Origin of the sequence: Pseudomonas sp. GOM6, from assembly GCF_029537485.1 — a bacterium.
In the GTDB taxonomy this organism is placed as follows: Bacteria; Pseudomonadota; Gammaproteobacteria; order Pseudomonadales; family Pseudomonadaceae; genus Aquipseudomonas.
Map to the genome: position 1 here is coordinate 32,787 of NZ_JARPUS010000022.1, position 20,547 is coordinate 53,333.

The window sequence follows — 20,547 nt, forward strand, 5'->3', positions numbered from 1 at the left end:
ACATGCCGGGATGGCTGAAAGCTTTGTTGCTGTTGTGCTGCCTGCTACCCGGCGTGACGCGGGCACAGGAAGTGATCGAGGACTTCGCCGTCGAGGTGCAGGTCGAGGCCGACGGCGGTCTGCTGGTGAGCGAGCGCATCACCGTGCAGGCCGAGGGCGAGCAGATCCAGCGCGGCATCTATCGCGACTTCCCGGTACGCACGCGGCTGGCGGGGCTGCTCGAACGCAAGGTCGGCTTCGAGCTGCTCGAGGTGCAGCGCGACGGCGCGCCCGAACCCTATTTCGAGCAGGCCCAGGGGCCGATGCAGCGGGTCTACATTGGCCGTCACGACCGCCAGCTGGCGCCGGGGCGCTACCAGTACCTGCTGCGCTACCGCAGCAATCGCCAGTTGCTGCATCGCCCCGGCGAGGACGAGTTGTACTGGAACGTCACCGGCAACGACTGGGCCTTCCCCATTCGCCATGCCAGCGTGCGCGTGCTGCTGCCGGCGGGTGCCGAGGTGTCGGCCGCACACGGCTACACCGGCTGGGCGGGCGAGCAGGGCGAGGATTACCGTAAGGTCGACGACGCGCCGCCGAGCTACGAGACCACCCGCGAATTGCAGCCCGGCGAGGGTTTCACCATCGCCCTGGCCTGGCCCGAGGGCCTGGTGCAGCGGCCTGGTGCATTGCAGCGACTTGGCTGGCTGATCGACGACAACCCCGGCGCGCTGCTCGGTCTGGCCCTGTTGCTGGCGCTGCTGGGCTTCTATGGCCACCAGTGGCGGCGGGTCGGCCGCGATCCCGAGGCCGGCGTGGTGATCGCCCGCTTCGCCGCGCCCGAGGGTCTGTCGCCAGCGGCGGCCGGCTTCATCTGGCACCGTGGTTTCGCGCGCGGCTACAGCAGCGTGCGCGCGCTGACCGTGGCGCTGACCTCGATGGCGATCAAGCAGGCGGTGCGCCTGGAGGACATCAACGGCGGCAAGGGTTTCGCCGTGCATCGCGGCCAGGTGGACGACAAGGCGCTGTTCAGCGGCGAGCGGAAGGTCCTGGCCAGCCTGCTCAAGGGCGACATCGGCTACCTGGAAATCGGCAGCGACTACGAGCCGCGTCTCGGTGACGCGGTCGGCGTGCTAGACAAGCTGCTGCACAAGGAACAGCACGAGCGCTGCTTCCACCTCAATCGCGGCATCTGGTGGCGCGGCGTGCTGCTGGCTCTGGCCGGCATCGCCGCCTGCCTGCTGCTGGGTGCCCGAGACGGCGACGGCCTGGCCCTGATCGGCGTGGCCAGCCTGTTCATGGTCTGCTTCGGTGGCGCCGGGCTGTTCATCATCGGCACCGGGGTGCGCAGCATGGGCGAGGGCGGGGTCGGCAGCGGTCTGGTCATGGTGCTGTTCGGCCTGCCGTTCTTCGGCGTCGGCCTCGCCGCGCTGGGCATGATGGCGGGGGCGGTGGCGCCGCTGAACCTGCTGTTGGTGTTGGCCTTCGTGCTGTGCTGCGCGCTGTTTCGCGTGTGGCTGGAGGCGCCGACCCTGCAAGGCCGGCAGTTGCTCGACGAGCTCGCCGGCTACCGCGAATACCTGAGCCTGGCCGAGCGCGAGGAACTGGCCGGCGCCGGCAAGGCCCCGGCCATGAGCATCGCCCTGTACGAACAACACCTGCCCTACGCCATGGCCCTGGGCGTGGAGAAGGAATGGAGTGCACGCTTCACCCGCGCCCTGGCGGCGGGCCTGATCTCGGGTGCCAGCAGCGACAGCTACCGGCCGACCTGGTATGCCAGCGAGCGCGCCTTCAGCAGCCCGGAACAGTTCTCCAGCCGCCTGTCCTCGGGCCTGGCCGGCATCGCCGCGAGCGCCGCCAGCCCGCCGTCGAGCTCGTCTTCATCCGGTGGCTCGTCCGGCGGCGGTTCCTCGGGTGGCGGTGGCGGCGGCGGAGGGGGTGGCGGCTGGTAGGGGCCGCCCCGAGGGGACTCAGCGTACCAGTGTGACCGGGCCGTGATCGTCGCAATGGTTGCCATGCGGGTGGTGCAGGTGACCATCGACCAGATAGTCGACATGATCCCCGTGCGGCACCGCCTCATGACCACAGCCGGGGCCGTGTACATGGTCGGGTGCGTGCCCGGCACACTGATGGTTGGGGGTGCAGCGGTCAGGGTTCTGGGCGCTGACCTCCAGCACATGCTCGTCGACGTGATCGCCGTGCATATGGTGCAGATGACCGTCGTGCAGGTAGTCGACATGCCCCTCGTGCTGGATTGCGGTGTGCCCGCAGCCCGGGCGGTGCTGGTGGTCGTGATGCGGGTGCTGGTTGCAGGTACCCATGTTGGCGTCCTCCGGAGGTCGACCCGTTTCAGGCTAGTCGCTGCCTGGTGCTGGGTTCGACCGTTCATCGCTGCCGGGGCTAGTCCTGTGGCAGCCCCGGAATACGCCCTTCTCCACGCAGCCGCTCGACCAGCTCGGCCAGCGGCAGGCTGCCGAGGTTGTCGCCGGCGCGGCTGCGCAGGGTGATGCGGCCCTCGGCCTTCTCCTGTTCGCCGATCACCAGCAGGTAGGGCACTTTCTGCAGGGTGGCTTCGCGGATCTTGTAGCCGATCTTCTCGTTGCGCAGGTCTGCCGCCGCGCGCAGGCCGGCGCGCTTGAGGGCGGCGAGTACTTGGCGGGCGTAGTCGTTCTGCCCTTCTGAGATGGTCAGCACGGCCGCCTGCTGCGGCGCCAGCCACAGCGGGAACAGGCCGCTGTAGTGCTCGATGAGGATGCCGGTGAAGCGTTCCAGCGAGCCGAACAGGGCGCGGTGCAGCATCACCGGGCGCTCGCGCTCGCCCTGCTCGTTGATGTAACCGATGTCGAAACGCTCCGGCAGGTTGAGGTCGACCTGCAGGGTGCCGCACTGCCAGTCGCGGCCGATGGCATCGCGCAGCACGAACTCCAGCTTGGGCCCGTAGAACGCGCCTTCGCCGGGGTTGAGCTGGTAGTCGATGCCCATCCGCTGCAGCGCGCCGGAGAGCGCGCCTTCCAGCTGGTCCCAGGTGGCGTCGCTGCCGATGCGGTTGGCCGGGCGGGTGGACAGCTTCACCGCCACCTCGTTGAAACCGAAGTCGCGGTAGATGGCGAACACCAGGGCGATGGTGTCGGCGCACTCCTGTTCCATCTGCGCGGCGGTGCAGAAGATGTGCGCGTCGTCCTGGGTGAAGTGGCGCACGCGCAGCAGGCCGTGCAGCGCGCCGGACGGCTCGTAGCGGTGCACCTTGCCGAATTCGGCCATGCGCAGCGGCAGGTCGCGGTAGCTCTTCAGGCCACGGGCGAACAGCGCCACGGCGCCGGGGCAGTTCATCGGCTTGAGGGCGAACACGCGCTCGTCCTCGGTGCTGGTGGTGAACATGGCGTCGCGGTAGTTGAACCAGTGCCCGGAGGTTTCCCACAGGCTGCGGTCCATCACGTCCGGGGTGTTGACCTCGACATAGCCGGCGGCATCCTGCTGCTGGCGCATGTAGCCGATCAACTGCTGGAACAGGGTCCAGCCCTTGGGGTGCCAGAACACCGAGCCCGGGGCGCAGTCGTCGAAATGGAACAGATCGAGTTGCGGGCCGAGCTTGCGGTGGTCGCGCTTGCCGGCTTCTTCCAGGCGGGTGAGATAGGCCTTGAGCTCTTTGCTGTTGGCCCAGCAGGTGCCGTAGATGCGTTGCAGCGCGGCGTTCTTCGCATCGCCGCGCCAGTAGGCGCCGGCCACCTTGGTCAGCTTGAACGCCTGCAGATGGCCGGTGCGCGGGATATGCGGGCCGCGGCAGAGGTCTTCGAAGTTGCCCTGGCGGTACAGCGACAGCACTTCGCCGGCCGGAATGTCGCGGATCAGCTCGGCCTTGTAGTGCTCACCCTGGGCCGCGAAATGGGCGATGGCTTCATCACGTGGCAGCTCACGGCGGCTGACGGGCAGGTCGGCGGCGGCCAGCTCGCTCATGCGCGTCTCGATCAGCGCCAGATCATCCGGGGTGAAGGGGCGCTCGAAGGCGAAGTCGTAGTAGAAGCCGTCCTCGATCACCGGGCCGATGGTCACCTGGGCGCTGGGGTACAGCTGCTTGACCGCCATGGCCAGCAGGTGCGCGCAGGAGTGGCGCAGCAGCTCCAGGCCCTCGGGGTCGCGCGCGGTGATCAGGCTGAGCTGGGCGTCGTGGTCGATCAAGGCGCTGGTGTCCACCAGGCGGCCATTCAGGCGGCCGGCCAGGGCGGCCTTGGCCAGGCCGGGGCCGATGTCGGCGGCGACTTCGGCCACGCTCAGGGGTTGGGCATAGTGACGCTGGCTGCCATCGGGCAGGGTGATGCTGGGCATGTCGGTTCTCTGATCAGGTCGGTTAACAGGGCGCTCAGCCGCGCTGGTAGCGCAGCGGCAGCCCCTGGCAATCGTGTTGCAGCTGACCTTCGTGCCAGGCCAGCTGGCCGGAGACGACGGTGCTGCGTACGGCATGGCGGAATGCGCGGCCCTGGAAGGGCGTCCAGCCGCAGTGGGCGAGGATCGGGTCGGCGGCCACCGGGCGTGGCTCGGCCGGGCGTTCGATCAGGCACAGGTCGGCCCAGTAGCCTTCGCGCAGGTAGCCGCGCTGCTCGATGGCAAAGCGCTGCGCCACCGCATGGCTGGTCTTTTCCACCAGGGTGGTGAGGGGCAGCAGACCGTCGGCGACCAGTTCCAGCAGGGACGGCAGGGCGTGCTGCACCAGCGGCAGGCCGGACGGCGCCTGCAGGTAGGGCCGCTGCTTCTCGTCCAGGGTGTGCGGGGCGTGGTCGGTGCCGATGATGTCCAGCCGCCCGCACAGCAGGGCCTGGCGCAGCGCGTCGCGGTCGGCCTGGGTCTTGATCGCCGGGTTGCACTTGATCAGGTGGCCGAGCGCCGCGTAGTCGCGGTCATCGAAGTACAGGTGATGCGCGCAGACCTCGGCGGTGATTTGCTTGCCGGCCAGCGGCCCGGGCTGGAACAGGCTCAGCTCACGGGCGGTGGTCAGGTGCAGCACGTGCAGGCGCGTTCCGTAGCGCCGCGCCAGGCTCACCGCCAGGCTGGATGACTGGTAGCAGGCCTCGGCGTCACGAATCAGTGGGTGCTGGTCGGCAGGGATGTCCTGGCCGTAACGATTGAGCCAGAGCAGTTCGCGCTCGCGGATGCGCGGGGTGTACTCGCAGTGGGTCAGCAGTACGGTCGGGCAGTCGCGGAACAGCCGCTCCAGCGAGGGCAGGTCGTCGACCAGCATATTGCCGGTGCTGGCGCCCATGAACACCTTCACCGCTGCCACCCGGGCGGGGTCGAGCGCCGCGACGATGTCGAGGTTTTCGTGGCTGACGCCGAAATGGAAGCCGAAGTTGGCCATGGAGCAGCTGGCGGCGCGCCTTTCCTTGGCCTCTAGCGCTTCCAGGGTCAGGGTCGGCGGGTGGGTGTTGGGCATGTCCATCACGCTGGTGATGCCGCCGGCCACGGCCGCGCGGGATTCCGTGGCGAAGCTGCCCTTGTGCGGCGCGCCGGGGTCGCGGAAGTGCACCTGGTCGTCGATCATGCCCGGCAGCAGGTACTGCCCGGCGGCGTCGATCTCCACCTCGGCGCTGCGCCCGCTGATGCTGCTGGCGATCTTCTCGATGCGGCCGTGGCTTACCAGCAGGTCAGCCTCGAACTCGCGGCCCTCGTTGATCAGGCGGGCGTTGCGGATCAGCAGATCAGTCATGGGGATGTTCCTGATTGCAGCGATGGATGGGTGGCACGGGGTCATAACCGCCCGCATGCCAGGGATGGCAGCGGCCCAGGCGCCGCACGGCCAGCCAGCCGCCACGCAGCGCGCCGTGGCGTTCAATGGCCTCGATGGCGTAGTGCGAGCAACTGGGATGGAAGCGGCAGCGTGGCCCGAGCAGGGGGCTGATCAGGTACTGGTAGAGCCGTACCAGGCTGAGCAGCAGGCGTTTCATTGCGGCACGCTGATCACGCACACCCGTTCATTGCGGATGGCGTTGTAGAAGCAGTTGGGGCGACCGGTGTGGCAGGCCGCGCCCTGTTGCTCGACCAGTAGCAGCACGGCGTCGCCGTCGCAGTCCAGGCGGGCCTCGACCAGCCGTTGGCGGTGGCCGCTGGTTTCGCCCTTGCGCCATAGCTGCTGGCGCGAGCGCGACCAGTAGCAGACCTGGCCGCTGGCAAGGGTTTCCTCCAATGCCGCGCGGTTCATCCAGGCCAGCATCAGCACCTCGCCTGATCCGTGCTGCTGGGCGATGGCGGCGATCAGGCCGTCGGCATTCCAGGGGATGGCCGCCAGCACCTCGGCCAGCGGGCGGCTGTCGCCCAGCCCGGCCTGCTCCAGTTGCAGCCACAGGTTCATGGTTTGAGCGCGGCCAACAGGGTGTCGAGGTTGTGCTGGAACATGCCCAGGTAGGTGCTGGGCGGCCCCTCGCTGGCCAGGGCATCGGAATACAGGGTGCCGCCGACGCGGGCGCCGGCTTCCTCGGCGATCTGCTCGATCAGGCGCGGATCCTGAATGTTGTCGACGAATACGGCGCGCGCGCCTTCCGTGCGCAGCTGGCGGATCAGTGCAGCCACTTCGGCGGCCGAAGGCTCGTCGGTGGTGGACAGACCGACCGGGGCGAGAAATTCGAGTTGCCAGGCCTGGCCCAGGTAGCCGAAGGCGTCATGGCTGGTGACCACCTTGCGCTGGCTGGCCGGCAGGGTGGCCGTGCGCTGGTTGGCTGTCTTCAGCAGGGTGTGCAGCTTGGTCAGGTAGGCGTCGCGGTTGCTGGCATAGGTCTTGGCGTTTGCCGGGTCCACCTCGCTGAGCGCCTTGGCGATGTTGCGCACGTACAGCTCGGCGTTGCTCAGGCTCTGCCAGGCGTGCGGGTCGGAGACAGTCTCGCCGTCTTCTTGCACCTGCAGCGGCACTACGCCCTGACTGGCGTTGATGCGTTTGCCGCGTGCCTCGCTGCTGGCCAGCAGGCGCTCCAGCCAGGGTTCGAAGCCTAGGCCGTTGGCGACGACCAGGTCGGCTTCGAGCAGGCTGCGTACATGGTCTGGGCTGGGTTCGAAGTGGTGGGCGTCCTCTTCCGGGCCGACCAGGTTGGTCAGGACGATGTGCTCGCCGCCGATCTCTTGGGTGAGGTCGGCGAGGATGCTGAAGCTGGTGACCACCCGTGGCTTGTCCGCGGCAGGCAGTGACAGTGGCAAAAGCAGGGCGAGAGCGGCGAGCAGGACGCGCATGACGAGACTTTCCTCAGGTTGCAGTGGGCAGTGGGGCGGTACGCAGCAGGCCGTGAACCGGTCCGGCGATGACGGAAATCAGGTAGATGGCACCTGCCAGCAGCACGATGCAGGGCCCGCTAGGCAGGCTGGCGTAGAAGGACAACAACAGACCGAGCCAGACGCTGCTGGCGCCGATCAGTGCGGCCAGCGCCAGCAGCAGCGGCAGGCGGCGAGTCCAGAAGCGTGCGGCGGCTGCCGGCAGCATCATCAGGCCGACGACCATCAAGGCGCCGATGGCCTGGAAGCCGACCACCAGATTGAGTATCACCAGGCCGAGGAACAGGCCATGCACCAGCGGGCCGATGCGACTGCGGCCGCGCAGGAACAGCGGGTCTAGGCTGTCCAGGGTCAGCGTCCGGTAGATCGCCAGCAGCACCAGCAGGCTGAAGGTGGCGACGCCGAGCATGGCCTGCAGGGTGATGGCGTCAACGGCCAGCGCCGAGCCGAACAGCAGGTGCAACAGGTCCAGCTTGCGTCCGGCCAGGCCGAGCAGCAGCACGCCGCTGGCCAGCGAGATGGGATAGAGGGCAGCCAGGCTTGTGTCCTCCCGCAGCCCGGTGCGGCGCGACACCCAGGCGGCCAGGGCGGCCATGCCGAGGCCGGCGCCGAGGCCGCCCAGAGTCAGCGCCGGCAGGCTCAGGCCGAACAGCCAGAAGCCCAGTGCAGCGCCTGGCAGGATACCGTGGGCGATGGCGTCGCCGATCAGGCTCATGCGCCGTAGCATGAGAAATACCCCCAGCGGCGCGGCACTGCAGGCCAGTGCCATACCGCCGAACAGGGCCCGGCGCATGAAGGCAAATTCCACGAAGGGTTGCCACAGCGCTGCAAACATCAGGCGACCCGCTCCAGGGATTTCCCCATCAACTGGGCAAGGGGGGCGAGGATGCAACCCTGCGGCGAGACCAGCAGGGCATTGTCCAGACGGCTGCTGAGGTGGCCGATGGCATGGCTGACCACCAGCAAGGTGCGGCCCTCGCTTTGCCACTGCCTGGCGCGCTCCCAGAACAGCGCTTGCGAGGCTTGATCCAGCGCCGCCTCCGGCTCGTCCAGCAGCAGTACGGCGGCATCGGTCAGGTCCAGGCGGGCCAGCAGGGCGCGCTGTAGCTGTCCGCCGGACAGCGCCTCCAGCGGCAGACGTTGCAGCGCGCAGAGTTGCCAGCGGCGCAGAGCCTGATCCAGGCGTTCCTGGCGCTGGCGGTGGTTGCCGGTGCTATGCCACAGCCCAGTACCCACCAGTTCGCGCAGGTTGATCGGAAACTGTCGGTCGAACGCCTGTTGCTGTTGCAGAAAACCGATGCCGCCCTGACGTGGCGCATCGACTCGCACCAGGCCTGCCAGTGGGGCCTGCAGGCCTGCGATAACTTTAAGCAGGCTGCTTTTGCCGCAGCCGTTAAGGCCGATGATGCCGGTCAGGCTGCCGGCCGCCAGGTGCAGATCCAGCGGCGGCGTCAGTGGCCGTCCGGGCGCTCCCCATTGCAGGCCCTGGCAGTCGATCATGACGGCCGCCTCCAGCTGGCGCGGGCCACCGCATCGTGGGCGTGCAGGCTCTCGGCATGCACCACTTCCAGGCTGAAACCGAGCAGGCCGCCGTGCTCGCGCAGGCACTGGTGCAGGCGCCGCGCGGCGTCTTCGCAGAACATCAGGTTCTGTCCGTTGGCCAGGGCAAAGGCCTGCTCGTCGGCACGTTTGACCGCGGTTTGCAGGGCAGTGCTGAGGGCTGCCTCGGCGCTGTCCAGCAGCTGGCGAACGGGCAGGCTCTGCTGGTCAGGATCTAGGCGTAGCTGCAGACGGGCTTCGCTGCGCTGGCTGTGCGGGGTGGCGAGAATGCCGCTGGGGCTGCCGATCCACGCGAGGATGTCGGCATGATCGAGCTTTTTATCAGCAAAGTCCGCCACGAACTGTTGCTGGATCAGCTGCCGGGCCAATGCCGCCGAGCACGGGCAGGTGGAGGAATAGCCGAGGGTCAGCTGCAGTTCCACGTGAAACCCCAGGTCATCCAGGTGGGTATTCAAGGCCAGCGGATAACCCTTCCAGCCGGCCAGTGGGCTGACCAGCGCCGGACGCTTGAGCAGCAGCTCGCCACGCAGGTTGAGGTGGGCCTGGCGCGACAGCCCCTCATGACTCTGCAGAAACTGGGTCAATACCGCCTGGATGGCGGGTAGAGACAGCTCGCGCTGCTCCAGAGCCTCCAGGGCCAGGTACAGGCGCGACATATGAATGCCGCGTGCGCTGGGGTCGTCCAGGCTGACGCCGGCGTCCACCCGACAGTCCAGCGGCTTGCCATCGAGCAGCACGGGCAAGGCGATCTGCTGCATGCCCACGAAGTCCAGACTGGGCTGGGCTTGTGTGTTGGCCTGTGCGGCGATATCGGGGAGTGTCAGGGCAGTCATCGGATTTCCAGGGCACGTTGTGAGTCTTTAATGTTATGTTATAACAAAAAATAGAAACAACCCTGACGAGACCGCCCTGTGATCAGCGAAGCCGACCTGCTTGCCATGCCTGCCGACACCTACATGAACGAGGTGCAGCAGGCGCTCTTCCGTCAGCGCCTGCTGGAGCAACGTGCCGAGTTGCAGCAGCGCATCGACGAGGAGTTCGGCCAGCTGCGCGAGCAGCAGCCGGCCAGCGATCCGGCCGACCTGGGCAGCGCCGAGGAACAGCGCCAGTGGCAGCTGCGCCTGCTGGAGCGCGAGAAGAAGCTGCTGGACAAGATCGACGAAGCGCTGGAGCGCCTGGCCCGCGGCGAGTACGGCTGGTGCAGCGAGACCGGCGAGCCGATCGGCCTGCGCCGCCTGCTGCTGCGGCCCACCGCCAACCTGTGCATCGAGGCCAAGGAGCGTCAGGAACAACGTGAGCGACATGTCCGTGATATGCGAGGAAACCCCAATGGATAACCGTCTACCCGTCACCGTGCTGTCCGGCTTTCTCGGCGCCGGCAAGAGCACCCTGCTCAACCATGTGCTGAAGAACCGCGACGGCCTGCGCGTGGCGCTGATCGTCAACGACATGAGCGAGATCAATATCGACGGCAGCGAAGTGCAGCGCGACGTCAGCCTCAATCGCGCCGACGAGAAGCTGGTGGAGATGAGCAACGGCTGCATCTGCTGCACCCTGCGCGAAGACCTGCTGGAGGAAGTGGCGCGGCTGGCCCGCGACGGCCGCTTCGACTACCTGCTGATCGAGTCCACCGGCATCAGCGAGCCGCTGCCGGTGGCCGAGACCTTCACCTTCCGCGACGAGCAGGGCCAGAGCCTGTCCGATCTGGCGCGCCTGGATACGCTGGTCACCGTGGTCGACGGGGTCAACTTCCTGCGCGATTTCCATGAGGCCGAGAGTCTGGCCAGTCGTGGCGAGACCCTGGGCGAGGAGGACGAACGCTCGATCACCGACCTGCTGATCGAGCAGGTGGAGTTCGCCGACGTGATCCTGATCAGCAAGACCGACCTGATCTCCAGCGCCGAGCGCGAGGAGCTGACCGCGATCCTGCGCGGGCTGAACACCGAAGCCGAGATCGTGCCGATGGTGATGGGCCAGGCGCCGCTGGCGAAGATCCTCAACACCGGCCGCTTCGACTTCGACCGCGCGTCCCAGGCGCCCGGCTGGCTCAAGGAGCTGCGCGGCGAGCACGTGCCGGAGACCGAGGAATACGGAATTGCCTCGACCGCCTACCAGGCGCGCCGGCCCTTCCATCCCGAGCGTTTCTTCGCTTTCCTCAACCGTGAGTGGGTCAATGGCCGGCTGCTGCGCTCGAAGGGCTACTTCTGGCTGGCCAGCAAGTACCAGGAGGCCGGCAGCTGGTCGCAGGCTGGCGGTTTGATGCGCCATGGCTATGCCGGGCGCTGGTGGCGCTTCGTGCCTAAAACGCAGTGGCCTGAGGACGAGGACGGCCTGCGCACCGTCATGAGCAAATGGAGCGCCGAGGTCGGCGACTGCCGCCAGGAACTGGTGTTCATCGGCCAGAACATCGATTTCGCCCGCTTGCGCGCCGAGCTGGACGACTGCCTGCTGACCGACGCCGAAATGGCCGCCGGCCCCGAAGCCTGGCAGCGCCTGCCGGACCCCTTCGGTGCCTGGACCGAGGAGGCAGCCTGATGCAGGCCCTGCAGTTGCGCCCGGCGCCACGCCAGGTGCTGGGTGAGCATCATGAGGTGCTGGGCAAGGCGTTGCTCGACGGGGTCAACCTGGCCGTGTGGCAACGCCGTCTGCCGCCGCAGGTGGAAGACTTCAGTCGCCTGCTGCTGGCCCAGCCGCAGGAAGTGGCGGAGACCCTGCACATCGAGGTGGGCGAGGACGAGTCACTGCGCATGCCGGCGCTGCTTCCCGCGCTGGCCGATTTTCACGGGCACGCGGCCTTTGTCGCCGATGTCCGCTGGCTGGTCGAAGCCTTTGCCTGTCTGCTCGACGCGCGCCGCGTCGGCCTACGCCTGCGCAGCCTGAGCCAGCCGATGTGCCCGCGTTTTCATGTCGACCATGTGCCGCTGCGCCTGATCAGCACCTACGCCGGGGTGGCCAGCGAGTGGCTGGAAGAAGGGGGTATGGATCGGCGGCGCCTCGGCGAGGCCCAGGCCGAGCCGCGCGATGGTGAACGTATCCAGCGCCTGGATGCTGGCTGGGTGGCGCTGGCCAAGGGCGAGAAGTGGGCGGGTAACGAAGGCGCCGGGCTGATTCACCGCTCGCCGACACCGCCGCCCGGCGAGCGCCGCCTGCTGCTGACCCTGGACTGGCTGGCCTAGCAGACCGTTGCAAGCTACCCGCTAGCGCGCCATCCACACGCCCTTGCTCTGCTGTTCGCAGGCGGGCTTGAGGTAGCGGGCATCGCTGGCCACGCCGTAGTAGAAAATGTCCTGCTGATAGGGCGTGCCTTGCACCTTGGCGTTACGGCATTCACCGAAGGCGCCGCTTGGGCATTGGGCGACAAAGCTGACGTCGACCTTCTGCCCCTTGAGTTGCGGGGCGCAAAAACCCTCGCGGAACAGGTTGGCGGGTATGCTGCGATTCTGCTGGCACAGCTTAACGTCCAGTTGCTGGCCGGCGCTGTGGATCACGCAGGCTTCGGCCCAGGCCTGGCCGCTCAGGCCTGCCAGCAGCCACAGGGCAACGATCGCACGCATCACGTATCTCCTCGGAACAAAGCGGCGACTCTAGCCTTTTCCACCCATCGTTAAAACCGCACCATAGCGCCATGCTTACCCAGATCCCTACCCATCTGATCGGCGGCCCGCTGGGCGCCGGCAAGACCAGCCTGATCCGCCACCTGCTGGCGCACAAGCCGGCGCACGAGCGCTGGGCAGTGCTGGTCAACGAGTTCGGCCAGATCGGCCTGGACGCTGCGCTGCTGGCGACCCATGAGGACGGTATCGGCATCGCCGAGATTCCCGGTGGCTGCCTGTGCTGCGTAGCCGGCGCGCCGTTTCAGGTCGGCCTAACCCGCCTGCTGCGCAGGGAGCGGCCGGATCGCCTGCTGATCGAGCCCTCGGGCCTGGGCCATCCGCTGGAGCTGCTGCGCCAGTTGGGCGAGGCACCCTGGGCCGGTGTGCTGGATCTGCAGCCGCTGGTACTGGTGCTGGATGCACCGGCGCTGGCGGCCGGCAAGCCCCTGCCACCCAGTCAGCAGACGGCGTTGCAAGCTGCAGCATTGCTGGTGCTGAACAAGGCTGATGGCCTGGATGACGCGGCGCGCCAGCGAGTACGTGAGCGTTTGCCGCAGCGGGCGCTGCACTGGACCTGCCAGGGTGCGCTGGACTTCGCCGAGCTGCCACGCAGTGCAGGACATGACGGCGCGGCGGCGCCCCTGCCGCCGACTCCCGCCCAGGGTGCGCCGCTGGTGCAGATCTGGCGCGACCCCGGCGAGCCGATCTGCCAGGTACAGGATCAGGCTGAAGGCTGGAGCATCGGCTGGCGTTTCCATCCCAGCCAGCAGTTCGACCTGCAGCAGGTCCAGGCGTGGCTGGCGACCGTGCCGTGGCGCCGCGCCAAGCTGGTGCTGCACGGCGAGGCGGGTTGGCGCTCGGCCAACGCACTGGACGGGGCGCCACTGCAGTGGCGCGCCAGCGAGTGGCGCAAGGATTCGCGACTGGAGCTGATTTGTGCGGCGCCGCAGGACAACACGGTCTTGGCCGCCGGCCTGCAGGCGTGCCGGGTCAGATCAGCCAGCGCTCGGCCAGCAGACCCAACAGCAGCATCGCAAAGGCAAACGCCGAAACCTTGAGCGCCAGCGGCGACACCAGGGCAGCATGCAGGGTCTGCACCGGTTCCTCGCGCAGCGCCAGCAACTGCGCCCGATGGGGTGGCGGCAGGAAGATGGGGAAGACCGGGTCGCGGTAGAGCAGGGTGCGCATGGCGGCCATGTCCAGCGCTTCCACGCCCTGCATGACATAGCGCGGTCGCCCGTCGTCCAGGCTGCCCTGCTCGGTGACCAGGGTCTGCAGACCTCTGGCCAGGAACAGCGCGTGCAGCTGGTCGAGAAAGTCCCGATCGGGTGAGTCCAGCAGATAGAACATGGGCGCCTCCTTGCGAGGCGCCGATCCTCCCTGTTCAAGGCGCTTCCGGCAAGCGCAGCGGTTCGTGCCCCATGGCCCTGGGTTATCGGGGCCGCTTATCGCCGCGCATTCGCCGACGTTGCCCGCCTGACTAGCCGCAGGCGCATCGTTACACTAGCCGCTGATTTTGGTGGCGGCTCATTCCATGCACTTGATTCCCTGGTCCCATCCCTCTTCCGCCGGCTTCACGCTGACCGGCTGGCATAGCGCCCCTTCCGGCAAGCCGCTGCTGCACTTCCTGCATGGCAACGGCTTTTGCGGGCGTACCTACGAGCCGATGCTGGCGCTGTTGGCCGAGCATTTCGACCTGTGGCTGTGCGACGCCCAGGGCCATGGCGAAACCGAGCACGGTGGCCGCTTCCACGGCTGGAACCGCAGCGCCGAGCTGGCAATTGAGGCCTTCGAGGCAGGGCGTGGCCTGTTCGGCGAGGTGCCGCGCTATGCCCTCGGCCACAGTTTCGGCGGGGTGCTGACCAGCCTGATCCTGGCGCGCCACCCCGAGCTGTTCCTCCGCGCGGTCATGCTCGACCCGGTATTGTTCAGCAAGTCGATGATTGGCGTGATGGCGCTGTCCGAACTGCTCGGTCTGCATCGGCGCAACGTCATGGCGAAGAAGTCGGCGGCGCGCCGCCGTCACTGGCCGGACCGGACCACGGCATTCTCGCTGCTGCAAGGCCGCGGCATCTTCCGTGGCTGGACCGATGCGGCGCTGCAGGCCTATGTCGATCATGCGCTGAAGGACGCCGAGGACGGTGGTGTCGAACTGAAGTGCCGGCCCAGCCGTGAGGTGGATATCTTCAGTTCCTTCCCCAAGCGCCTGTGGCCGTCACTGAGCAAAATCACCACGCCGAGCCTGTTGCTCTATGGCAGCAAGACCTACCCCTTCGTTGGCCAGTCGGCGCGGCGCCTGACAGTGTTGAGCCCGAGCGTGGCTATCGCCGAGGTTGAGGGCGGGCACTGCTTCATGCAGGAACACCCAGCAGAGACTGCCGAGCGTGTACGGGCCTTCCTGCTGGCGCAGGACTGACATGCGCGCCAGTCGCGAGGATGTGTGGCTGGCGCTGTCCGACCTGTGGCTGGATGTGGCGCCGGATGCCGCCGGGCGCCAGCACATCGTCCGTGTATTGCGCGCCAGCGGCCTGCCATTGGCCGAGCTGGAACGGATCTTCTACACCGAAGTGGCGCCGGTGGTCTGGCTCAATGGCTGGAGCGTGGCCGGCGTATGGACTGGATTCGATCCTCAGTGGCTGGCCGAAGCCTGCCGGCGCAACCAGACGCGCGGGCGCTGGCACCGGGCCAAGTGTCGGCTGCTGCGTGGGCCGATGACCTCTATGTGTATCGAGGAATGGCGATTGATCGCCGCCGAGCTGGCGCAGGGCTGAGTGGCAGCGCAAGTCAGATGTAGGTTGGGTCGGGCCGCGTAGGTTGAGCGCAGCGAAGCCCAACAGCAGGCTTGCCTGGATGCTCGCACCGCTCACAAAGTCCCCGGTCAGTCGGCGCGGCGCTGTTCGTCCGGTTTGGGGTGGGTACGGCGCCAGTCGTCCAGTTGGATCACCTTGCCGTCCGCCGGCTCCGGCGCGTGGAAGGGATGGGCGTCCAGGGTGATGAGGCCTGGGCGCTGGCCGAACATCTGCACGCTGCCGCACAGGCGCTGCTCGCCGGTGACGGTGAATTCGAAGTCGTAGAGGCGCGCCAGGCGTCTGCGCCCCTGGTTATCGCGAACCAGAGCGAGGCGGCGGAAGGCGACGTTGCCGTCGAGCAGTTCGACATCCAGGCGGGCGCAGTGCTGCTTGGCCAGCAGCAGGGCGCGCTCGCGAATGCCGTGGCCGCGCCACAGCCAGGCGCAGCAGGTGGCGAACAGCATCAGCAGCAGTACATCGAGCAGGTCGATCATCACAAATCCTCGGCGTGTGTCAGAAGCTTAACCGATTCACCACAGCGCGCTTGAGCCGTTCGCCCAAGTTGGCTAGGGTCGCGGTCGGCATCTCTTCCGCGAAAAGGACTTTCCCATGCATTGCCCCGCCTGCCGCACGTCCACCCTGAAACCCACCAAGCTCGATGACGGCCTGCTGGCCCACGGCTGCGAGCGCTGTTCCGGCGCCCTGGTGGCGCTGCTCTATTACCGCGACTGGGCCGAGCGCACCGCACCGCCTGCCGAGAGCGACGCGCCGCTGCAGGCCGAACCGGCCAGCGACACCCAGCAGGCGCTGACCTGCCCCAAGTGCGCCAAGTTGATGAGCAAGTTCCAGATCAGCGGCACCCACGGCAATCGCCTCGACCTGTGCACCTCTTGCGACGAGGCCTGGCTGGACGGTGGCGAATGGCAGCTGCTCAAGGCCCTGGAGCTGAGCCAGCGCATGCCGGCGATCTTCAGCGAAGCCTGGCAGCGCCGGGTACGCCAGGAGGCTGCCGAACAGGCGCGCCGCGAGCGCTTCACCCGCATCGCCGGCGCCGAGGCGATCACCCGTGCCGACGAGGTACGCGCCTGGCTCAAGGAGCATCCGCAGCGCCGCGAGCTTTTGCACTACATCGGCCACGAGTGAGGTGCCCATGAGGCTCTGGCCGATCGTCCTGCTTGGCAGCCTGGCGGCGCTGGGCGCCGGTGCCTGGCTCTGGGCACAGGACGAGCCACCGCCGCCGCGATAACGGCTATGCTTGCCGGCGGGGCGCGTTGGCGCCCCTTTCTTGAGCGAATCGGATAGCCGTCCTTGCCGTCGACCCGCCACCTACACAGCACCGCGCGCCTGGCCCTATTGGCCATGTTCCTGCTGCTTGCTGCGCCGCTGTTGTCTCAGGGCCTGGCCCGGGCACAGGCGGGCGGTGTGCCGAGCTGGCTGGACGAGCTGGCCTGCGGCGATGCGGCGCCGGCTCACCACGGCAGTCAGCCGCTGTGGGCCAAGTGCGGCTACTGCACCCTGCTGTTGTCCAGCCCGGCCCTGCCCGGCGCCCTGGTCGAGCTCGGCGGCGCCGCTGCTGTCCTGGCTGTCGGCATTCCGCTACCCCTGGCTGGCACTTTCATGCGCCGGCTGGCCCCTCACGACGCGCCACCGCGCGCCCCGCCGCACTCCGACGTCTGATCCGTTAGCACAGGGGCCGCAGAGCCCCCTCGATCCGACCATTGCGGAGTATTCACCGTGAGCAAGCCCAAGGTGTCCTTCCACAACCTGGCCTGGCGCTGGCACTTCTATGCCGGCCTGTTCGTCATCCCCTTCATGATCATGCTGGCGGTGACCGGCATCGTTTACCTGTTCAAGCCGCAGCTCGATCAGCTGATGTACCCCGAGCTGCTCAATGTTCAGCCGGTTGGCACGCCGCTGTCCGCCGATCAGCAACTGACTCACCTGCAGCAGGTGCTGCCGCAGGCCGAGGTGAGCAAATACCTGCCACCGGTCGACGCCGAGCGCAGTGCGCAGTTCGTCGCCAGCCTCGATGGCCGCCTGATCAATCTGTTCGTCGACTCCTACAGCGGCGCACTGCTGGGCCAGCAGGATGCCCAGGACAACCTGCAGGCCATCGCCCGCGCCCTGCATGGCGAGCTGCTGATCGGCACCGTTGGCGACCGCCTGATCGAGCTGGCCGCCGGCTGGGGCATCGTCCTGGTGGTGTCCGGCATGTACCTGTGGTGGCCGCGCGGTCAGGGCGGCGCCGGGGTGCTGTGGCCGCGCCTGAGCGCCCGCGGGCGCCTGTTGTGGCGCGATCTGCACGCGGTGAGTGGTTTCTGGGGCAGCGCCCTGTTGCTGTTCATGCTGCTTACCGGCATGACCTGGACCGGCTTCTGGGGCGCGCAGTTCGCCGGCGCCTGGAACCACTTCCCGGCGGCCATGTGGGACGACGTGCCGCAATCGACTGTGCAGGCGCGCAGCCTCAACACGGCGACCGCGCAGACGGTGGCCTGGGCGGTGGAAAACACCCCGCTGCCGCAGTCCGACCCGCATGCCGCGCATCATGGCCACGCCATGCCCAGCGCGCCGGTTGCGCCCGAGCGCATCGGCCTGCAGCAGGTGGTCGACACGGCCAGCCGTCTTGGCGTGCAGCCGGGCTACAGCATCAGCTTTCCCGGCGACGAGAAAGGCGTGTTCACCGTCGCCCTGTTCGCCGACGACCCGCGTAACGACGCCACCCTGCACCTGGACCAATACAGCGGTCAGGTGCTGGCGGATATCCGTTGGGCCGACTACGGCCTGGTGGCGCGCACGGTGGAAACCGGCGTGATGCTGCACGAGGGCAAGCTGTTCGGCCTGGCCAACCAGCTGATCATGCTGCTGGTGTGCCTGCTGATCCTGCTGGGTTCGGTCAGTGGCCTGGTGATGTGGTGGAAGCGCCGTCCGGCGGGCCGTTTCGGTGTGCCGCCGCTGCGCCACGATCTGCCGCTGTGGAAGGGCGGGGTGGCGATCATGTTCGGCCTGGGCCTGCTGTTCCCGCTGGTCGGCGCGTCGCTGCTGTTGATGCTGGCGCTGGACTGGCTCGGCCAGCGCCTGACCCGGCGTAGGGCCGAGCCAGTCGCGGGTTGAGCCTTAGATCTCGGCATCGAGGGACTGGTAGCGGCGCACCAGTTCCTCGCGGATTTCCCGACGGCGCTGGGCCTGGCGGAAGCGTCGCTGCTCGTCCGGCGTCTGCGGTTGCAGCGGTGGCACCGGGATCGGCTGGCGCTGGTCGTCCATCGCCACCATGGTGAAGAAACAGCTGTTGGTATGACGCACCGAGCGTTCACGGATGTTCTCGGTGACCACCTTGATGCCGATCTCCATCGAGGTGCGCCCAGTGTAGTTGACCGAGGCGAGGAAGGTGACCAGCTCGCCGACATGCACCGGCTCGCGGAAGATCACCTGGTCCACCGACAAGGTCACCACATAGCAGCCGGCATAGCGCGCGGCGCAGGCATAGGCCACCTCGTCGAGGTACTTGAGCAGCGTGCCGCCGTGCACATTGCCGGAAAAGTTGGCCATGTCCGGGGTCATCAGGACGGTCATCGACAGGGTGTTGTTGGCAAAATCCATGGTTGTCTCATAGGCAGTTTTTAGGGCGCTGGCGTTGCAGTTCCTGCGGGGTCTGCTTGTTGTTATAGGTGCTGCCTGTTTACTTCGCGTTGCCAGCGGGGAAACACCATGCAATTTCGCGACCTGGAGAAAAGCCGGTGTTCGGGAGGTTATTGACGCTGCCGACGCCCTGTTTAGGCACTTATTGCACGCTTGTGCTGCAGGAAAGGGCAGCGCAGAGGGGCAGTGACGGATAAGTCCTGGGCGGCTGCGAGTGGCTGCAGAACGGCAGCCGGAAGGATAAAGCGGGGCAGGGTGGGACAGGGCAGAGCCTGACCCACCACTGCGGATGGCTCAGGCGTGGGTCAGGTACCAGCGCCAGTCCTGCTCGCCGACTTCGCCGACGAACTGGCGGAATTCTTCCCACTTGATCGCCAGGAAGATCTTCAGGAAGTCCTCGCCCAGGGCTTCCTTGGCCCAGGCCGACTGTTCCAGGTTGCGCAGCGCTGTGAGCCAGTCGGTCGGCAGGGTTTCGCGGGCCTGCTCGTAACCGTTGCCGATGATCTCTTCGCCCGGATCGATCTGCTCGCGAATGCCTTTGTGGATACCCGCCAGGATCGCGGCGGCGGCCAGGTAGGGGTTGGCATCGGCGCCGCAGATGCGGTGCTCGACGTGGCGGCTCTTGGCCGGGCCACCCGGCACGCGGAACGACACGGTGCGGTTGTTCACGCCCCAGCTTTTGGCCAGCGGCGCGTAGCTGTTGGCCTGGAAGCGCCGGTAGGAGTTGGCGTTGGGGCAGAAGATCGCCAGCGCGTCGTTGAGTGTGGCCATCATGCCGCCGATGGCGTGCTTGAGCAGCGGGGTGCCGTGCGGGTCTTCGCTGGCCATCAGGTTGTTGCCCTGCTCGTCGGCCAGGCTGACGTGCATGTGCAAACCGCTGCCGGCCAGGTCGCCGAACGGCTTGGCCATAAAGCAGGCGATCAGCCCGTGCTTGTTGGCCACGCCCTTGACCAGGCGCTTGTAGCGGATGCCTTCATCGACTGCCTGCAGCGCGTCGAACCGGTGCTCTAGGGTCAACTCCAGCTGGCCGGGGGCGTACTCGGAGATGGCGGTGCGTACCGGCAGGCCCTGGGCCTCGCAGGCGCTGTAGAGGTCGTCGAGGAAGGCCTGCTGCTGTTCCAGCTCCAGCACGCCGTACACCTGTGGCGCCTGCGGGCGCACGCCGTTGGCTTGCAGCGCCGGCTGTGGGCGGCCGTTGGCGTCACGCTGTTTATCCAACAGGTAGAACTCCAGTTCCACCGCCATGACCGGGTGGTAGCCGTCGGCCTTGAGCCGCTCGATGGCGCGTGCCAGCACATGGCGCGGGTCACCAGCGGCGGCCGGCGCGCCCTGGGTCGGGTGCATGCTCACCTGCACCTGGCCGGTCGGGGTGGCGCGCCAGGGCTGCAGGGTCAGGCTGCCGGGCAGCGGGTAGGTCCAGCAGTCGGCATCGGCGACTTCCCAGACCAGGCCGCTTTCTTCAACGTCTTCGCCCTGGATGGTCAGCGAGAGGATGGAGCTGGGCAGCGGGCGGCCGTTCTCGAAGATCGCCAGCAGTTCGTCGCGGTGCAGCAGCTTGCCGCGCGGAATGCCGTTGGCGTCGATCAGCATCAGCTCGATCAGGCGCACGTCGGGGTGTTGTTCGAGGAAGTCGCGGGCTTCCTGGGGATGGGCGAATTGCATGGTGGTGTCCTTTGCTGTTCTCCCCTCTCCCACTGGTGGGAGAGGGGCCGGGGGAGAGGGAAGGGGCCGTGGGGGGGGGG

Annotated in this window: 24 protein-coding genes; 10 read left to right on the plus strand and 14 right to left on the minus strand. The window is 67.6% G+C overall.

Translation table 11 applies throughout. The features are described from left to right. The first annotated feature begins 2 nt into the window (after nucleotides 1–2). Entirely contained in the window at nucleotides 3–1,931 is a 1,929-nt protein-coding gene (locus P7A97_RS19230; RefSeq protein ID WP_277692010.1) for a DUF2207 domain-containing protein, read from the plus strand. An 18-nt stretch (nucleotides 1,932–1,949) separates the two neighbouring features. On the opposite strand, the gene P7A97_RS19235 is transcribed toward P7A97_RS19230, so the two are convergent. The 9 genes from P7A97_RS19235 to folE2 form a co-directional block, all read right to left on the minus strand. After that, on the minus strand, nucleotides 1,950–2,300 hold the full coding sequence (locus P7A97_RS19235; protein WP_277692011.1) for a hypothetical protein: 351 nt from the start codon (nucleotides 2,298–2,300) through the stop codon (nucleotides 1,950–1,952). 79 nt (nucleotides 2,301–2,379) lie between these two features. Then, a complete protein-coding gene (gene thrS / locus P7A97_RS19240; protein WP_277692012.1) occupies nucleotides 2,380–4,302 on the minus strand; it encodes a threonine--tRNA ligase in 1,923 nt (640 codons plus the stop codon). Nucleotides 4,303–4,336: 34 nt separating this feature from the next. Further along, nucleotides 4,337–5,677, minus strand: coding sequence for a dihydroorotase (locus P7A97_RS19245; RefSeq protein WP_277692013.1), 1,341 nt, complete (start codon nucleotides 5,675–5,677; stop codon nucleotides 4,337–4,339). Beyond that, nucleotides 5,670–5,915, minus strand: coding sequence for a membrane protein insertion efficiency factor YidD (gene yidD, locus P7A97_RS19250; RefSeq protein ID WP_277692014.1), 246 nt, complete (start codon nucleotides 5,913–5,915; stop codon nucleotides 5,670–5,672). The genes P7A97_RS19245 and yidD overlap by 8 nt, the downstream gene beginning before the upstream one ends. Beyond that, the gene (hisI, locus tag P7A97_RS19255; protein ID WP_277692016.1) at nucleotides 5,912–6,319 is read right to left on the minus strand and encodes a phosphoribosyl-AMP cyclohydrolase; all 408 of its coding nucleotides are present in this window, start codon (nucleotides 6,317–6,319) and stop codon (nucleotides 5,912–5,914) included. Before hisI ends, yidD begins: the two co-directional genes overlap by 4 nt. Continuing rightward, nucleotides 6,316–7,188 (minus strand): metal ABC transporter substrate-binding protein, encoded by an 873-nt coding sequence (locus tag P7A97_RS19260; protein ID WP_277692018.1) that lies wholly within the window; start codon nucleotides 7,186–7,188, stop codon nucleotides 6,316–6,318. The genes hisI and P7A97_RS19260 overlap by 4 nt, the downstream gene beginning before the upstream one ends. Before the next feature lie 13 nt (nucleotides 7,189–7,201). Further along, nucleotides 7,202–8,062: a metal ABC transporter permease gene (locus P7A97_RS19265; protein WP_277692019.1), complete on the minus strand. Its 861-nt coding sequence runs from the start codon at nucleotides 8,060–8,062 to the stop codon at nucleotides 7,202–7,204. Further along, entirely contained in the window at nucleotides 8,062–8,727 is a 666-nt protein-coding gene (locus tag P7A97_RS19270; protein WP_277692020.1) for an ATP-binding cassette domain-containing protein, read from the minus strand. Before P7A97_RS19270 ends, P7A97_RS19265 begins: the two co-directional genes overlap by 1 nt. Further along, nucleotides 8,724–9,620 carry a GTP cyclohydrolase FolE2 gene (folE2, locus tag P7A97_RS19275; protein WP_277692022.1) on the minus strand — a complete coding sequence of 299 codons (897 nt, stop codon included), beginning with the start codon at nucleotides 9,618–9,620 and terminating at the stop codon, nucleotides 8,724–8,726. The genes P7A97_RS19270 and folE2 overlap by 4 nt, the downstream gene beginning before the upstream one ends. Before the next feature lie 81 nt (nucleotides 9,621–9,701). Here folE2 and dksA point away from each other — a divergent pair, with 81 nt between their 5' ends. From dksA to P7A97_RS19290, 3 genes are read left to right on the plus strand one after another with little or no spacing between them, the layout of a single operon-like run. Next, nucleotides 9,702–10,124 (plus strand): RNA polymerase-binding protein DksA, encoded by a 423-nt coding sequence (gene dksA, locus P7A97_RS19280; protein WP_277692044.1) that lies wholly within the window; start codon nucleotides 9,702–9,704, stop codon nucleotides 10,122–10,124. Further along, nucleotides 10,117–11,322: a zinc metallochaperone GTPase ZigA gene (zigA, locus tag P7A97_RS19285; RefSeq protein ID WP_076423576.1), complete on the plus strand. Its 1,206-nt coding sequence runs from the start codon at nucleotides 10,117–10,119 to the stop codon at nucleotides 11,320–11,322. The genes dksA and zigA overlap by 8 nt, the downstream gene beginning before the upstream one ends. Further along, a complete protein-coding gene (locus tag P7A97_RS19290; RefSeq protein WP_277692025.1) occupies nucleotides 11,322–11,963 on the plus strand; it encodes a DUF1826 domain-containing protein in 642 nt (213 codons plus the stop codon). Before zigA ends, P7A97_RS19290 begins: the two co-directional genes overlap by 1 nt. Nucleotides 11,964–11,984: 21 nt before the next feature. Here the strand turns inward: P7A97_RS19290 and P7A97_RS19295 are convergent, their stop codons facing one another. Continuing rightward, nucleotides 11,985–12,341 (minus strand): NADH:ubiquinone oxidoreductase, encoded by a 357-nt coding sequence (locus tag P7A97_RS19295; protein ID WP_277692027.1) that lies wholly within the window; start codon nucleotides 12,339–12,341, stop codon nucleotides 11,985–11,987. A gap of 71 nt (nucleotides 12,342–12,412) precedes the next feature. Here P7A97_RS19295 and P7A97_RS19300 point away from each other — a divergent pair, with 71 nt between their 5' ends. After that, nucleotides 12,413–13,438, plus strand: coding sequence for a CobW-like GTP-binding protein (locus tag P7A97_RS19300; RefSeq protein ID WP_277692028.1), 1,026 nt, complete (start codon nucleotides 12,413–12,415; stop codon nucleotides 13,436–13,438). On the opposite strand, the gene P7A97_RS19305 is transcribed toward P7A97_RS19300, so the two are convergent. Further along, complete coding sequence (locus tag P7A97_RS19305) at nucleotides 13,371–13,730, minus strand: hypothetical protein (RefSeq protein ID WP_277692030.1); 360 nt, start codon at nucleotides 13,728–13,730, stop codon at nucleotides 13,371–13,373. The genes P7A97_RS19300 and P7A97_RS19305 overlap by 68 nt on opposite strands. A gap of 184 nt (nucleotides 13,731–13,914) precedes the next feature. On the opposite strand from P7A97_RS19305, the gene P7A97_RS19310 reads away from it, so the two are divergent. Together P7A97_RS19310 and P7A97_RS19315 are read left to right on the plus strand one after the other, a co-directional pair. Further along, nucleotides 13,915–14,796 carry an alpha/beta hydrolase gene (locus tag P7A97_RS19310; RefSeq protein ID WP_277692032.1) on the plus strand — a complete coding sequence of 294 codons (882 nt, stop codon included), beginning with the start codon at nucleotides 13,915–13,917 and terminating at the stop codon, nucleotides 14,794–14,796. A gap of 1 nt (nucleotide 14,797) precedes the next feature. Next, the gene (locus P7A97_RS19315) at nucleotides 14,798–15,151 is read left to right on the plus strand and encodes a hypothetical protein (protein WP_277692033.1); all 354 of its coding nucleotides are present in this window, start codon (nucleotides 14,798–14,800) and stop codon (nucleotides 15,149–15,151) included. A gap of 107 nt (nucleotides 15,152–15,258) precedes the next feature. Here the strand turns inward: P7A97_RS19315 and P7A97_RS19320 are convergent, their stop codons facing one another. Further along, nucleotides 15,259–15,663, minus strand: coding sequence for a DUF3301 domain-containing protein (locus P7A97_RS19320; protein WP_277692035.1), 405 nt, complete (start codon nucleotides 15,661–15,663; stop codon nucleotides 15,259–15,261). Nucleotides 15,664–15,778: 115 nt separating this feature from the next. Between P7A97_RS19320 and P7A97_RS19325 the strand changes: the two genes are divergently transcribed. The 3 genes from P7A97_RS19325 to P7A97_RS19335 all read left to right on the plus strand — a co-directional run bounded on the left by P7A97_RS19325 (nucleotide 15,779) and on the right by P7A97_RS19335 (nucleotide 18,280). Beyond that, nucleotides 15,779–16,312 carry a zf-TFIIB domain-containing protein gene (locus P7A97_RS19325; protein ID WP_277692036.1) on the plus strand — a complete coding sequence of 178 codons (534 nt, stop codon included), beginning with the start codon at nucleotides 15,779–15,781 and terminating at the stop codon, nucleotides 16,310–16,312. Nucleotides 16,313–16,477: 165 nt separating this feature from the next. Further along, on the plus strand, nucleotides 16,478–16,846 hold the full coding sequence (locus P7A97_RS19330) for a DUF2946 family protein (RefSeq protein WP_277692037.1): 369 nt from the start codon (nucleotides 16,478–16,480) through the stop codon (nucleotides 16,844–16,846). 57 nt (nucleotides 16,847–16,903) lie between these two features. Beyond that, complete coding sequence (locus P7A97_RS19335) at nucleotides 16,904–18,280, plus strand: PepSY domain-containing protein (RefSeq protein WP_277692038.1); 1,377 nt, start codon at nucleotides 16,904–16,906, stop codon at nucleotides 18,278–18,280. A gap of 3 nt (nucleotides 18,281–18,283) precedes the next feature. Here the strand turns inward: P7A97_RS19335 and P7A97_RS19340 are convergent, their stop codons facing one another. Together P7A97_RS19340 and P7A97_RS19345 are read right to left on the minus strand one after the other, a co-directional pair. Beyond that, entirely contained in the window at nucleotides 18,284–18,766 is a 483-nt protein-coding gene (locus P7A97_RS19340; protein WP_277692039.1) for an acyl-CoA thioesterase, read from the minus strand. Between the two features lie 333 nt (nucleotides 18,767–19,099). After that, nucleotides 19,100–20,467, minus strand: coding sequence for a glutamine synthetase family protein (locus P7A97_RS19345; RefSeq protein WP_277692040.1), 1,368 nt, complete (start codon nucleotides 20,465–20,467; stop codon nucleotides 19,100–19,102). Nucleotides 20,468–20,547 lie beyond the last annotated feature (80 nt).

Coding starts and splice junctions, on each gene's coding strand:
- P7A97_RS19320 (WP_277692035.1), bottom strand. CDS start 15,663: ATGATCGACCTGCTCGATGTACTGCTGCTGATGCTGTTCGCCACCTGC.
- P7A97_RS19260 (WP_277692018.1), bottom strand. CDS start 7,188: ATGCGCGTCCTGCTCGCCGCTCTCGCCCTGCTTTTGCCACTGTCACTG.
- P7A97_RS19325 (WP_277692036.1), top strand. CDS start 15,779: ATGCATTGCCCCGCCTGCCGCACGTCCACCCTGAAACCCACCAAGCTC.
- P7A97_RS19300 (WP_277692028.1), top strand. CDS start 12,413: ATGCTTACCCAGATCCCTACCCATCTGATCGGCGGCCCGCTGGGCGCC.
- P7A97_RS19305 (WP_277692030.1), bottom strand. CDS start 13,730: ATGTTCTATCTGCTGGACTCACCCGATCGGGACTTTCTCGACCAGCTG.
- hisI (WP_277692016.1), bottom strand. CDS start 6,319: ATGAACCTGTGGCTGCAACTGGAGCAGGCCGGGCTGGGCGACAGCCGC.
- P7A97_RS19235 (WP_277692011.1), bottom strand. CDS start 2,300: ATGGGTACCTGCAACCAGCACCCGCATCACGACCACCAGCACCGCCCG.
- folE2 (WP_277692022.1), bottom strand. CDS start 9,620: ATGACTGCCCTGACACTCCCCGATATCGCCGCACAGGCCAACACACAA.
- thrS (WP_277692012.1), bottom strand. CDS start 4,302: ATGCCCAGCATCACCCTGCCCGATGGCAGCCAGCGTCACTATGCCCAA.
- P7A97_RS19270 (WP_277692020.1), bottom strand. CDS start 8,727: ATGATCGACTGCCAGGGCCTGCAATGGGGAGCGCCCGGACGGCCACTG.
- P7A97_RS19290 (WP_277692025.1), top strand. CDS start 11,322: ATGCAGGCCCTGCAGTTGCGCCCGGCGCCACGCCAGGTGCTGGGTGAG.
- P7A97_RS19340 (WP_277692039.1), bottom strand. CDS start 18,766: ATGGATTTTGCCAACAACACCCTGTCGATGACCGTCCTGATGACCCCG.
- P7A97_RS19310 (WP_277692032.1), top strand. CDS start 13,915: ATGCACTTGATTCCCTGGTCCCATCCCTCTTCCGCCGGCTTCACGCTG.
- P7A97_RS19315 (WP_277692033.1), top strand. CDS start 14,798: ATGCGCGCCAGTCGCGAGGATGTGTGGCTGGCGCTGTCCGACCTGTGG.
- yidD (WP_277692014.1), bottom strand. CDS start 5,915: ATGAAACGCCTGCTGCTCAGCCTGGTACGGCTCTACCAGTACCTGATC.
- P7A97_RS19245 (WP_277692013.1), bottom strand. CDS start 5,677: ATGACTGATCTGCTGATCCGCAACGCCCGCCTGATCAACGAGGGCCGC.
- P7A97_RS19265 (WP_277692019.1), bottom strand. CDS start 8,062: ATGTTTGCAGCGCTGTGGCAACCCTTCGTGGAATTTGCCTTCATGCGC.
- P7A97_RS19230 (WP_277692010.1), top strand. CDS start 3: ATGCCGGGATGGCTGAAAGCTTTGTTGCTGTTGTGCTGCCTGCTACCC.
- P7A97_RS19345 (WP_277692040.1), bottom strand. CDS start 20,467: ATGCAATTCGCCCATCCCCAGGAAGCCCGCGACTTCCTCGAACAACAC.
- zigA (WP_076423576.1), top strand. CDS start 10,117: ATGGATAACCGTCTACCCGTCACCGTGCTGTCCGGCTTTCTCGGCGCC.
- P7A97_RS19295 (WP_277692027.1), bottom strand. CDS start 12,341: ATGCGTGCGATCGTTGCCCTGTGGCTGCTGGCAGGCCTGAGCGGCCAG.